Origin of the sequence: Enterobacter sp. CCUG 70166, from assembly GCF_020224095.1 — a bacterium.
GTDB classification, from domain to species: domain Bacteria; phylum Pseudomonadota; class Gammaproteobacteria; order Enterobacterales; family Enterobacteriaceae; genus Enterobacter; species Enterobacter intestinihominis.
Genome location: NZ_NRIQ01000005.1, coordinates 136151 through 148054, shown reverse-complemented (window position 1 = coordinate 148054; position 11904 = coordinate 136151). Strand labels below are relative to the sequence as shown.

At 54.8% G+C, this 11904-nt stretch carries 11 protein-coding genes and 1 tRNA gene; 5 read left to right on the top strand and 7 right to left on the bottom strand.

Annotated features, from left to right (window positions below; translation table 11 throughout):
* Positions 1 to 259: 259 nt before the first annotated feature.
* A tRNA-Phe gene (locus tag CKK19_RS03150) sits at positions 260 to 335 on the bottom strand.
* Between the two features lie 169 nt (positions 336 to 504).
* Between CKK19_RS03150 and CKK19_RS03145 the strand changes: the two genes are divergently transcribed.
* Together CKK19_RS03145 and CKK19_RS03140 are read left to right on the top strand one after the other, a co-directional pair.
* Complete coding sequence (locus tag CKK19_RS03145) at positions 505 to 1350, top strand: AraC family transcriptional regulator (RefSeq protein WP_063853120.1); 846 nt, start codon at positions 505 to 507, stop codon at positions 1348 to 1350.
* Positions 1351 to 1385: 35 nt separating this feature from the next.
* Positions 1386 to 1976 (top strand): LysE family translocator, encoded by a 591-nt coding sequence (locus CKK19_RS03140; RefSeq protein WP_023299118.1) that lies wholly within the window; start codon positions 1386 to 1388, stop codon positions 1974 to 1976.
* On the opposite strand, the gene CKK19_RS03135 is transcribed toward CKK19_RS03140, so the two are convergent.
* The 5 genes from CKK19_RS03135 to aspA all read right to left on the bottom strand — a co-directional run bounded on the left by CKK19_RS03135 (position 1973) and on the right by aspA (position 7568).
* Positions 1973 to 2548, bottom strand: coding sequence for a transcriptional regulator (locus tag CKK19_RS03135; protein ID WP_017383972.1), 576 nt, complete (start codon positions 2546 to 2548; stop codon positions 1973 to 1975). The two genes, CKK19_RS03140 and CKK19_RS03135, sit on opposite strands and share 4 nt — an antisense overlap.
* Positions 2549 to 2597: 49 nt before the next feature.
* Positions 2598 to 4301: a protein-disulfide reductase DsbD gene (locus CKK19_RS03130; protein ID WP_063853119.1), complete on the bottom strand. Its 1704-nt coding sequence runs from the start codon at positions 4299 to 4301 to the stop codon at positions 2598 to 2600.
* Positions 4277 to 4600: a divalent cation tolerance protein CutA gene (cutA, locus tag CKK19_RS03125; protein WP_003855908.1), complete on the bottom strand. Its 324-nt coding sequence runs from the start codon at positions 4598 to 4600 to the stop codon at positions 4277 to 4279. Before cutA ends, CKK19_RS03130 begins: the two co-directional genes overlap by 25 nt.
* Positions 4601 to 4713: 113 nt before the next feature.
* Positions 4714 to 6015: an anaerobic C4-dicarboxylate transporter gene (locus CKK19_RS03120; protein WP_008502949.1), complete on the bottom strand. Its 1302-nt coding sequence runs from the start codon at positions 6013 to 6015 to the stop codon at positions 4714 to 4716.
* A 116-nt stretch (positions 6016 to 6131) separates the two neighbouring features.
* Positions 6132 to 7568: an aspartate ammonia-lyase gene (gene aspA, locus CKK19_RS03115; RefSeq protein WP_003855923.1), complete on the bottom strand. Its 1437-nt coding sequence runs from the start codon at positions 7566 to 7568 to the stop codon at positions 6132 to 6134.
* A gap of 335 nt (positions 7569 to 7903) precedes the next feature.
* Between aspA and CKK19_RS03110 the strand changes: the two genes are divergently transcribed.
* A complete protein-coding gene (locus CKK19_RS03110; RefSeq protein WP_003855925.1) occupies positions 7904 to 8368 on the top strand; it encodes an FxsA family protein in 465 nt (154 codons plus the stop codon).
* A gap of 23 nt (positions 8369 to 8391) precedes the next feature.
* Here CKK19_RS03110 and yjeH read toward each other — a convergent pair whose 3' ends face one another.
* Positions 8392 to 9639: an L-methionine/branched-chain amino acid transporter gene (yjeH, locus tag CKK19_RS03105; protein WP_225455026.1), complete on the bottom strand. Its 1248-nt coding sequence runs from the start codon at positions 9637 to 9639 to the stop codon at positions 8392 to 8394.
* Between the two features lie 178 nt (positions 9640 to 9817).
* Here yjeH and CKK19_RS03100 point away from each other — a divergent pair, with 178 nt between their 5' ends.
* Together CKK19_RS03100 and groL are read left to right on the top strand one after the other, a co-directional pair.
* Positions 9818 to 10111, top strand: coding sequence for a co-chaperone GroES (locus CKK19_RS03100; RefSeq protein ID WP_003855929.1), 294 nt, complete (start codon positions 9818 to 9820; stop codon positions 10109 to 10111).
* A gap of 39 nt (positions 10112 to 10150) precedes the next feature.
* The gene (gene groL / locus CKK19_RS03095) at positions 10151 to 11797 is read left to right on the top strand and encodes a chaperonin GroEL (RefSeq protein ID WP_006810416.1); all 1647 of its coding nucleotides are present in this window, start codon (positions 10151 to 10153) and stop codon (positions 11795 to 11797) included.
* Positions 11798 to 11904: the final 107 nt, after the last annotated feature.

Sequence of the window (11904 nt, the reverse complement as noted above, 5' to 3'; positions counted from 1 at the left end):
AGGGAACTGCCAGGCATCAATCAGAAAGAACCCCGTACCGGAAGGTGCGGGGTTTTTTGCTTTGTGCGCGGAAAAACATGCCGGATGGCGGCTTCGCCTTATCTGGCCTGCGGGTTTTGTAGGCCCGGTAAGCGCAGCGCCCCCGGGCAATGCTGGCTGCGCGACCTCATCGGGAAGAGATACAGGAATAAATTTAAGGTAAGGTTTTGATAAGCGCAGAAAAGCAAAAACCCAGCCATAGGCTGGGTTCTTTAAATAGTGGTGCCCGGACTCGGAATCGAACCAAGGACACGGGGATTTTCAATCCCCTGCTCTACCGACTGAGCTATCCGGGCAACGGAGCGCATTAAACCGCAATCGCGCGCGATCGTCAACATTATTTCGGGAAAAGCTGTTCAACTGCTTAAGTTTGCGGCAATCTGTCCGTTTGTGCGCTGAAAGTGCACAAATCTTCCAGACAGTTCAGGCAAGATGTGACAATGCTGACGGTAAGAGGAGGGCAGTATGGCAAACGACTGGCTTGAGCTGCGTCAGCATGCAGAAACAGGTATTGAGACAATTAAGGCGCATTTCGAAGGACACGCCTTTGATCCCCACTGGCATGATAGCTATCTGGTCGGAATAACCCTTTCCGGTACGCAGCAGTTCCACTGTCGCCGTGAACGCCACCGTAGCCAGCCGGGCGATGCTTTTTTACTTGAGCCTGGTGAAATTCATGACGGTGATGCGCCGGTAGAGGGTGGCTTTACTTATCTGACCTTTTATCTGGATGAACACTGGCTCACCCGTACGCTTCAAGGGCTGTATGACTCTACTCCCGGGAGTTACACCCTCCACTTTGCCCAAACGCTGACGCGAGAGCCTCAGCTGGTGCGCGCTATCGGTGATACATTTGCCTCGCTGCATAACGATGAGATGAAGATCGTACAACAGAGCACAATGGATAACCTGCTCACTAAGATTACAGCCCACTGCCACTGGCGGAAGAAACTCCCGTCGCAGTTACAAAGCTCCGCTGTGGCGCATCGTGCCCGCGACTATCTCTATGCGCATATCGGCGAGAACGTGGGGCTGTCAGACCTTGCGCGGGAGACGGGGACGGATCGCTTTACGCTCACCTGCTGCTTTAAGCGCGAATTTCACCTTGCGCCGCACGCCTGGCTTATCCAGCTGCGCCTGGCAAAGGCCCGACAGATGCTGGCGTATGGGGAACTGCCTGTTGATGTGGCGACGGCAGTAGGTTTTGCCGATCAAAGCCATCTTGGTCGCTGGTTCCAGCGGGCGTACCGTATTTCTCCGGCACACTACCGTCGGTTGTGCACAAACCTTCCAGACGTTTCCAGAAAATAACGGCACATTCATGGCTCTACTAAAAGGAGCCACCTGTGAATTTAATACCCTTCCTGCTGTTTGCATTTGTCGCCTCGATTACGCCGGGGCCAACCAATATTTTGGTACTGGCTAACAGTCAGCACTTTGGCGTAAAAAATACGATTCCTGCGATCCTGGGTGGGTGTATTGCCGCCAGCGCTATTGTTCTGGTTTCAGGCGCTGGGGCAGGAGAAGTGTTACGCCAGTATCCGCTGATACGTCAGGTGATGAGCTGGGCGGGTGTGCTGTGGCTTTCCTGGATGAGCTGGCAGCTATTTAGCGCCCCGGCCGCGAATCTCTCCTCCAGGCGTCATGTCCGATTTACCGCGCGGGCAGCGGCGTTATTACAGGTTGTAAACCCAAAAACCTGGATGATGGCGCTGGCCGTCGTCAGTCTGTTTGCTCCGGCAAGCGACCATGCATTACGGGATATTTCGCTGATGGCGCTATGGTTTCTGGCGATCTCAGTGGTCTGTTTATTGTGCTGGGCGTGGCTGGGGAAGGCGGTGAACCGGATTTTCCGCACCACCGTGGCGATGGTGCGATTTCAACGTGCAATGGCGCTGTGTTTGTTTATTTCCGCCTGGACGGGAATGCTGGCTTAGGTCAGTGCACCACCCATACGACACTGCGCAAACCGCAAAATATCTTCCGCCAGACGGTGCGCCGTATCCACATCCGCCTGGCTACGGTTCACCAGCATGCGGCTCAGGCAACCTTCCAGCACCAGCTCCATCTGCTTCGCGACCATTGCCGGATCATCCACTTCAAGTGTGGTCAGCAGCTCGTGTGTGAACTCGTGCGCGGCTCGTTTTTGCTGATCTGCCAGTTGATGGATGGGATGTCCGGGATCCGGATAGTAGGTGCAGGCGGCGATAAACAGACAGCCTGGGTAACGGTTGTTGGTGACACACTCCGTCAGTGCGGTATAGCGTGCCAGCAGCTTTTGCTCGGTGGTCAGCTCTTCATTCAGCATCAGTTGCCTGCGCCAGATATCCACCTGCTGGCTGAGATAGCGCAGGGCATCATACAGCAGCGCCTCTTTATCCGGCCAGAAGCGCTTAAGTTCATCCAGAGGGTAATCGATACGGTCGGCTACCATCTCAAGCGTGGTGCTGGCGATCCCTTGAATCTCAAGTAATTGCAGGGCTTGTCCCAGTACGTCTTCGCGTTGCACGGTTATCTCCTCCGCTATTCCCAACGGTTTGTCCCGTCTAAAGTGTTGTTTACGGTTGGCGATTGCGCAAATGCGCGTTGAATGCCGTCGCGTCCATAAACCCGGTTACACGCTGCGTCAGCTGTTCTTCCCCCTGTTCATTGAAGAACAGGATGGTAGGCAGCCCGAGAACGTTAAGTTGCTTCAGCAGAGCCTTATCCTGCGCGCTGTTGGCGGTAACGTTCGCCTGGAGCAGAACGGTATCGCTCAGCGCATGTTGTACCTGCGGATCGCTGAAGGTGTATTTTTCAAACTCTTTGCAGGCCACGCACCAGTCGGCATAGAGATCGAGCATGACCGGTTTGCCTTTCGCCTGCACCAGGGCGCGGTTAAGGTCATCCACGTTTTTAATCTGTATAAAATTCTGATGAGCCTGTGTTTGACCTGTCGGGGTGCCAAACGCCCAGTCCTGTAACGGACGGACGCTCACCAGCGCGGCCGCCAGCAGAAGGATCTGTAGCAGGCGCATCCACGGTTTCTTCGCACCCAGACTCACGATAAATGCCCAGCTGAAGAAGGCCACGCCGAGCATAGCCCACAGACGCGTACCCCACACATCACCGATGATGCGTTCCAGCAGGAAGACCGGTAGCGCCAGAATGACAAAACCAAACGCGGTTTTCACTGTCTCCATCCACGGGCCGCTCTTCGGCAGCAGACGATTGCCAAATACCGTCACAAGGATCAGCGGCAGACCCATGCCGAGCGCGTAAAGGTACAGTGTGCCGCCGCCGAGCCAAAGGTTGCCGCTCTGGGCAATGTATAACAGGATGGCGCTCAGCGGCGCGGTGGTGCAGGGGGAGCAAATCAGCCCGGCGATGGCACCCATGGCGAACACGCCGCCCGCAGAGCCCCCCTGCTGACGGTTGCTCATTAGCGTCAGACGGGTTTGCAGGGAAGAGGGCAGTTGCAGAGTGAACAGGCCAAACATCGACAGCGCCAGCAGAATAAACACTGCTGACAGTCCGATAAGCACATAGGGGTGCTGAAGGGCGGCCTGGAACTGCAACCCGGCAGCGGCGACCACGAGGCCGAGCGCCGTATAGGTTAACGCCATGCCCTGCACATAGATAAAGGCCAGCAACAGCGCGCGGGCGGTGGAAAGGCGTTGCTTACCACCCAGCACGATGCCAGAGATAAGCGGGTACATAGGCAGTACGCAGGGCGTAAAGGCGATGCCGATACCAATCAATAACGCCCAAAGCGCTGAGAACGGAAGGTCTGAAGCGGCTTCGCCTTCACCCCTCACACTGGCCATTTCCCCTGAGGGGAGAGGGGAGGCCGCCGCTTTCACTTCGCTAAGCGGAACGACCTTTGTTTCAGGGGGATAGCAGAAGCCCGCATCGGCGCAGCCCTGATACGTCACCGTCAGGGTAGCGCCTTTATCCGCCTGATTCACCGTGACGGGCACGCTTAAGCGCTGGCGATAAATTTCACTTTTACCGTAGAACTCGTCCTCGTGCCATTCGCCAGCGGGCATCTGCAATGCGCCGACGTCAGCCTTTGCCGGCGTGATGCTGACCTGCTTGCGATAGAGGTAATAACCCTCTTTCACCTGCCAGGTGAGACTGAGATCGTGCTGGTTTTGCTGAAAGTCGAAAACGAATGCCTGGTCGGCAGGAATAAAGTTCGAACGGCCGGGCGCGTCAAACAACCCGGCAAAAACTGACGTGCTGCACAGCAGCAGGATCAGCGTAAAGAAGCGTTGAGCCATGAGAGATAATCGTTATCGCCGTGGACCACTGGCAGCACCAGCAGCTCCGGGGTTTGGTAAGGATGATGAGACTTGAGGCAGTCGAGGAGCGCCTGCTGGTTGGTCAGATTGGTTTTGAGCAACATCTGGACTTCGTACTCTTGCTCCAGCTTGCCTTCCCAGTAATAAAGGGAGGTGGCGCCGGGAAGTAGCGTGACGCAGGCAGCCAGTTTTTCGGCCAGCACTTTGGCGGCGAGATCCTGGGCAGAAGCTTCATCAGGGGCGGTACACAGTACAACAACAGCATCAGGCGTGTTCACAAGTCGACCTCCTCATCACGAAAGTCTTCACTATATCACGCCATGTGATTGGTCATTAATGAAACGGGCCGCAGCGCGGCCCGTTTTTAACTATTTTTACAACGGCTAACCGTTTACAGCACAATGCCGCCGATGATAAAGCCGAGGACCACGCAGAGCGTAATCGCCACCACGCCCGGGATGAGGAACGCGTGGTTAAACACGTATTTACCGATACGGGTCGAGCCGGTGTCATCCATCTCAACCGCGGCCAGCAGGGTTGGGTAGGTTGGCAGCACGAACAGGGCGGAAACCGCCGCGAAAGAGGCAATCGCCGTCAGCGGCGTCACGCCCAGCATCAGTGCCGCAGGCATTAGCGCTTTGGTGGTCGCAGCCTGGGAGTACAGCAGCGTTGCGGCAAAGAACAGCACCACCGCCAGTAGCCACGGATAGTTGTGCAGCAGGTCGCCTGCAACTGTCTGGATATCGCTGATGTGCGCTTTCACGAAGGTGTCACCGAGCCACGCCACACCCAGCACGCACACGCAGGCGCTCATACCGGATTTGAAGGTGCTGGCGTTCAGCACTTCGCTGGTGTCGATTTTACAGGTGATACTGATCAGCGTCGCGATGGTCAGCATAAATACCACAATCGCTTCGTTACGCGGCAGAACCGGGTTTTGGATCAGACCTACCGTATCGCTGATGGCGGTCGCGTAGAACATCACGGCGACGATACCAATCAGGAACAGCAGCACGGAGCGTTTTGCATGCGGCTTCAGCTCAAAAACCTGGCTACCGCGCAGGCTCACTTCACCTTTTGCCAGACGCTCCTGGTAAACCGGATCGTCTTTCAGCTCGGCGCCGAGGAAGTTACACAGCACGGCAGTGATCATTACCGCAATCAGCGTGACCGGAATACAGATCGCCAGCAGCGTCAGATAACTTACGCCCATCGGCTCGAGAATACCCGCGAAAAAGACCACTGCCGCAGAAATGGGCGAGGCGGTGATCGCAATCTGGGAGGCGACTACAGCAATAGAAAGAGGGCGAGACGGGCGAATACCCTGCTCTTTCGCCACTTCGGTGATGACCGGCAGCGTGGAGAAAGCGGTATGGCCAGTACCGGCGAGAATGGTCATAAACCAGGTCACCAGTGGGGCAAGGAAGGTGATGTATTTTGGATGACGACGCAGCATACGCTCCGCCAGGCTCACCAGGTAGTCCATACCGCCAGCTACCTGCATGGCCGCAATGGCAGCGATAACCGCCATGATGATTTCGATAACGTCAAAAGGGATTGCGCCGGGTTTAATCTGAAAGATCAGGGTAAGTACGAGCACGCCGAGACCGCCGGCAAAGCCGATGCCGATACCCCCGAGTCGTGCGCCCAAATAAATCGCCAACAGGACGATGACGAGTTCTGCTCCAAACATAAAGACCTGCCTTGCTTATTAACAAGTTGATATTGAATTGTTGTGTTTTGGTAACGGCCATAAAGAAAAAAGGCACGTCACAAGTGACGTGCCTTTCGGAAGCTTAGCCTGAACGGTTACTGTTCGCTTTCATCGGTATATCGTTTCGCTTTATATGCCGGGTGCATCAGGTTCTGGGCGGAGAAGATATCGTCCAGTTCGGCTTCGGTCAACAATCCTCGCTCGAGAACCACCTCACGCACGCTCTTACCGGTTTCGGCACAAATCTTCCCGACGATATCGCCGTTGTGGTGGCCGATGAACGGGTTGAGGTAGGTGACGATGCCGATGGAGTTATAGACGTAGCCTTCACACACTTCTTTATTCGCGGTGATGCCGTTAATGCATTTTTCCAGCAGGTTGTAGCAGGCGTTGGTCAGAATGTGGATAGATTCAAACATCGCCTGGCCAATCACCGGCTCCATTACGTTCAGCTGGAGCTGACCGGCTTCGGAGGCCATGGTCACGGTCGTATCGTTACCGATGACTTTGAAGCAAACCTGGTTCACCACTTCTGGCACTACCGGGTTCACTTTAGCTGGCATGATGGATGAACCCGCCTGCAACTCTGGCAGGTTGATTTCATTCAGGCCAGCGCGCGGACCGGAGGAGAGCAGGCGCAGGTCGTTACAGATTTTGGACAGTTTCACCGCCAGACGTTTCAATGCGCTGTGCACCATCACGTAGGCGCCGCAGTCTGAGGTGGCTTCAATCAGGTCTTCTGCAGGCACAACCGGCAGGTTGGACACTTCAGCCAGCTTCTGTACCGCCAGCTGCTGATAGCCATCCGGGGTGTTCAGGCGTGTACCGATGGCGGTAGCGCCCAGGTTCACTTCCAGCAGCAGTTCGGACGTGCGCAGCAGGTTTTTCGTCTCTTCGTTCAGCAGCACGTTAAACGCGTGGAACTCCTGGCCGAGGGTCATTGGCACCGCGTCCTGCAGCTGGGTACGACCCATTTTCAGGATGTCCTGGAACTCAACGGCTTTACGCTGGAAGCCATCACCCAACTGATTAATCGCGTCGACCAGTTTGACGACAGAGGCATACACCGCGATGCGGAAGCCGGTTGGGTAGGCGTCGTTGGTGGACTGACATTTGTTAACGTGGTCGTTCGGGTTCAGGTACTGGTATTCACCTTTCTGATGACCCATCAGCTCCAGGCCGATGTTTGCCAGCACTTCGTTGGTGTTCATGTTGACGGAGGTGCCTGCGCCGCCCTGATAGACGTCAACCGGGAACTGATCCATGCATTTGCCGTTGTTCAGCACTTCATCGCACGCGGCGATAATCGCATTTGCAGCGCTTTTAGGAATGGTTTGCAGCTCTTTGTTTGCCAGAGCCGCGGCTTTTTTTACCATCACCATGCCACGCACAAATTCAGGGATGTCGCTGATTTTGCTGTTGCTGATGTAGAAGTTTTCAATCGCTCTCAGAGTGTGAACACCATAGTAGGCATCCGCTGGAACTTCCCTGGTACCCAACAAATCTTCTTCGATACGAATGTTGTTTAACATGTGAACCTTCTTTTCAAGCTGCCGATGGATTGTACTAAACACACAGTAGATATGTGGTTTTGAATATTTTATGACCGACGATTATTCCCTCAATCGGCCAGATGTTCGAGATCATATGCTGATGATAGCGAATTGCCGTAAGCTGGATCACTTATTATCGACCCGATTTCATGATAATTATTAATCTGTGAAATATGTCACCGCTTTAATATTTCCAGAAAAAATATCCGTGCAAACCGATTGAATTTTGGCTAACCGTCACCATTTCTTATCTACGCGCTTCGCGAACACATTCAGTCAGGGGCCAGAAGGCACCTGCCACACAGGAGATGCCAGTGCGCTGGATACCATTTATTGCTTTCTTTCTTTATGTTTACATTGAGATTTCGATTTTCATCCAGGTTGCCCATGTGCTGGGCGTCCTGCTGACGCTGATTCTGGTGATCTTCACCTCCGTCATCGGCATGTCGCTGGTGCGCAATCAGGGTTTCAAAAATTTCCTGTTAATGCAGCAGAAGATGGCCGCAGGTGAAAGCCCGGCCGCCGAGATGATCAAAAGCGTGTCGCTGATTATTGCTGGCCTGCTGCTGATCCTGCCGGGCTTCTTTACAGACTTCCTCGGCCTGCTGTTGCTGTTGCCGCCGGTGCAGAAGCATCTGACCATGAAGCTGCTGCCGCATCTGCGTTTCAGCCGTATGCCAGGCGGTGGTTTCAGCACCGGCCCGGGGGATACCTTTGAAGGGGAATATCAGCGTAAGGATGAGCAGCGCGACCGGTTAGATCATAAAGACGATCGGTAAGTTTCTTGCCCGGTGGCGCTCGCTCACCGGGCCTGCGGATTTTGCCGCTTCGGTAAAAACACCCACAGCCCTGCCAGCATGACGATGGCGTACACACTCTTCCATCCCACCATCGCCAGCAGCAGCAGGCACAGGACACACCCGACAGCCGCCAGCGCCTTAAAGCGTCCTTTCAGTAGCCGACAGCCCGCTAGCATGCACAACAGATAGATCATGATGAAAATACCGTTGGCGTAGATAATCAGCGCGTCAAGGTTGATGTCGAGGAGATAAATGGCCAGGGAACTCACCACGCAGCAGCCCAGTACGGTATTCAGCGCATTCACCGGAAGCTGACGCTTTGACAGGCGTGAGAGGGGGCTATCCGGTTTATAAAGTGCCTGAGACCACACCAGCCGGGCGAAGCTCTGAATATAGATGTTGAGGCTGGCAAAGCAGGCGAGATAGCCAATCACGCAGGCTACCCACAGGGCTTTAACGCCAAACAGCTGCACCACGATGCCCGGCAGCGACGCGGCGGCGGCTTTCTCTTCACCGAACGCGTTGAAGTGCAGCACCAGTACGGTACAGGCCCAGTACACGGTGCCCGCCAGCAGCAGGCCAATCATCAGGGCGCGGGGAAAATCACGCTCGGGCTGTTTAAACTCGGATGCCAGATGAGCGAACGCCTCTAGACCGACGAAACACCAGAACATGACGGATAGTGCAGCGAAAAGCTGTGTGTGGTCGATGTCATTAATCGCGGGGAAAGGAATATCCGCCACCGTAATGTCACCCGCAAACCAGATGGCGATGATCAGCGCGACGATTAACACGGCGACCAGCGTTTGCAGGTTGGCGCTGGAACTGGCCCCGCGTGAGCCAACCCACCAGATAATCGCCAGCGTGCCGAGTTCAGCCAGCAGCAGCTGTTCATCGTGCCAGCCAAACAGCGCCTGTCCGAAGCCGGTTGCGATATGCAGGGCTGCCGGAAGGCCAACGGGTATCACCGACAAAAATAGCCAGCCGGTGACGCGCTCCATTCGCGGCCCAAACGCCATACCGACAAAATGCGCTACGCCGCCTGCGCTCGGGAAGTGCCGCCCGAGTATGGCAAAGACAATCGCCACCGGAAACACCAGCACGATCAGCACCGGCCATGCCCAAAGACTGTTATTGCTGGCAACCAACGCCGCCAGCGCGGGAACCGCAAAAACGCCCGTGCCTAACAAAGACGTTGAGAGTAAGCCAATGCCCTGCGCCAGCCCCAACTCCTGCCTGAGTCCACTCATTTACCTCGTCCCGCCACCATCAAAAGAGAGTGGATGGTAACACTTTCGCAAATTTTTTTTCGATTACCCCTTGAAGGGGTAAAAAGCTATCCCCATCTCTCAGGGCACTAGCCGGAAAACCGCATGCGGACCGGCGTCATCCATAACTGATAATGACTTTCTCAAAGGAGAGCTATCAATGAGTATTCGTCCGTTACATGATCGTGTGATCGTCAAACGTAAAGAAGTTGAAACCAAGTCTGCTGGCGGCATCGTTCTGACCGGTTCAGCAGCAGCAAAATCAACGCGTGGCGAAATCATCGCTGTCGGTAAGGGCCGCATCCTGGAAAACGGAACTGTGCAGCCACTGGACGTTAAAGTTGGTGACATCGTCATTTTCAACGATGGCTACGGCGTGAAATCCGAGAAGATCGACAATGAAGAAGTGTTGATCATGTCCGAGAGCGACATTCTGGCAATTGTTGAAGCGTAATTAACGCACGAAACTGTACGAATTTGAGGAAATAAGAACATGGCAGCTAAAGACGTAAAATTCGGTAACGACGCTCGTGTAAAAATGCTCCGCGGCGTAAACGTACTGGCAGACGCAGTGAAAGTCACTCTGGGCCCGAAAGGCCGTAACGTCGTGCTGGACAAATCCTTCGGCGCGCCAACCATCACCAAAGATGGTGTTTCTGTTGCACGTGAAATCGAGCTGGAAGACAAGTTCGAAAACATGGGCGCACAGATGGTGAAAGAAGTTGCCTCTAAAGCGAACGACGCTGCTGGTGACGGTACCACCACCGCGACCGTACTGGCGCAGGCGATCATCACCGAAGGCCTGAAAGCCGTTGCTGCGGGCATGAACCCAATGGATCTGAAACGTGGTATCGACAAAGCTGTCGCCTCTGCTGTTGAAGAGCTGAAAGCGCTGTCCGTACCGTGCTCTGACTCTAAAGCCATTGCTCAGGTTGGTACTATCTCCGCTAACTCCGACGAAACCGTAGGTAAACTGATCGCTGAAGCGATGGATAAAGTCGGTAAAGAAGGCGTGATCACCGTTGAAGACGGTACTGGTCTGGAAGACGAACTGGATGTGGTTGAAGGTATGCAGTTCGACCGCGGTTACCTGTCCCCATACTTCATCAACAAGCCAGAAACTGGCGCTGTTGAGCTGGAAAGCCCGTTCATCCTGCTGGCTGACAAGAAAATCTCCAACATCCGCGAAATGCTGCCAGTGCTGGAAGCCGTTGCGAAAGCAGGCAAGCCGCTGGTAATCATTGCTGAAGACGTTGAAGGCGAAGCGCTGGCGACTCTGGTGGTTAACACCATGCGTGGCATCGTGAAAGTGGCAGCGGTTAAAGCACCTGGCTTCGGCGATCGTCGTAAGGCGATGCTGCAGGATATCGCTACCCTGACCGGCGGTACCGTGATCTCTGAAGAGATTGGTATGGAGCTGGAAAAAGCGACCCTGGAAGACCTGGGCCAGGCGAAACGCGTTGTGATCAACAAAGACACTACCACCATCATCGACGGTGTGGGTGAAGAAGCCGCTATTCAGGGCCGTGTTGGTCAGATCCGTAAGCAGATCGAAGAAGCAACTTCCGATTACGACCGTGAAAAACTGCAGGAGCGCGTAGCGAAACTGGCAGGCGGCGTTGCGGTAATCAAAGTTGGTGCTGCGACCGAAGTTGAAATGAAAGAGAAGAAAGCACGCGTTGACGATGCCCTGCATGCGACCCGTGCTGCGGTAGAAGAAGGCGTAGTTGCTGGTGGTGGTGTCGCGCTGGTGCGTGTAGCCGCTAAACTGGCTGGCCTGACCGCTCAGAACGAAGACCAGAACGTAGGTATCAAAGTTGCGCTTCGCGCAATGGAAGCCCCTCTGCGTCAGATCGTGTCCAACGCCGGTGAAGAGCCATCAGTAGTTGCGAACAACGTGAAAGCGGGCGAAGGTAACTACGGTTACAACGCAGCAACTGAAGAATACGGCAACATGATCGACTTCGGTATCCTGGACCCAACTAAAGTTACCCGTTCTGCTCTGCAGTACGCGGCATCTGTAGCTGGCCTGATGATCACGACCGAATGCATGGTAACCGACATGCCTAAAGGCGACGCGCCTGACTTAGGTGCTGCTGGTGGTATGGGCGGCATGGGTGGCATGGGCGGCATGATGTAATCATGTTGTTCTGAACCTCTCAGAATGAACCCCGGGCAGCGATGCCCGGGGTTTTTTATTGCCCGTCGAGCCGTTACTCAAACAAGATGTGCATGGCGGAAGAGATG

Excerpts from the sequence above, each read along its gene's own strand:
- CKK19_RS03145 (WP_063853120.1), top strand. The coding sequence starts at position 505 with ATGGCAAACGACTGGCTTGAGCTGCGTCAGCATGCAGAAACAGGTATT.
- CKK19_RS03130 (WP_063853119.1), bottom strand. The coding sequence starts at position 4,301 with ATGGCTCAACGCTTCTTTACGCTGATCCTGCTGCTGTGCAGCACGTCA.
- CKK19_RS03120 (WP_008502949.1), bottom strand. The coding sequence starts at position 6,015 with ATGTTTGGAGCAGAACTCGTCATCGTCCTGTTGGCGATTTATTTGGGC.
- aspA (WP_003855923.1), bottom strand. The coding sequence starts at position 7,568 with ATGTTAAACAACATTCGTATCGAAGAAGATTTGTTGGGTACCAGGGAA.
- yjeH (WP_225455026.1), bottom strand. The coding sequence starts at position 9,639 with ATGAGTGGACTCAGGCAGGAGTTGGGGCTGGCGCAGGGCATTGGCTTA.
- CKK19_RS03100 (WP_003855929.1), top strand. The coding sequence starts at position 9,818 with ATGAGTATTCGTCCGTTACATGATCGTGTGATCGTCAAACGTAAAGAA.
- groL (WP_006810416.1), top strand. The coding sequence starts at position 10,151 with ATGGCAGCTAAAGACGTAAAATTCGGTAACGACGCTCGTGTAAAAATG.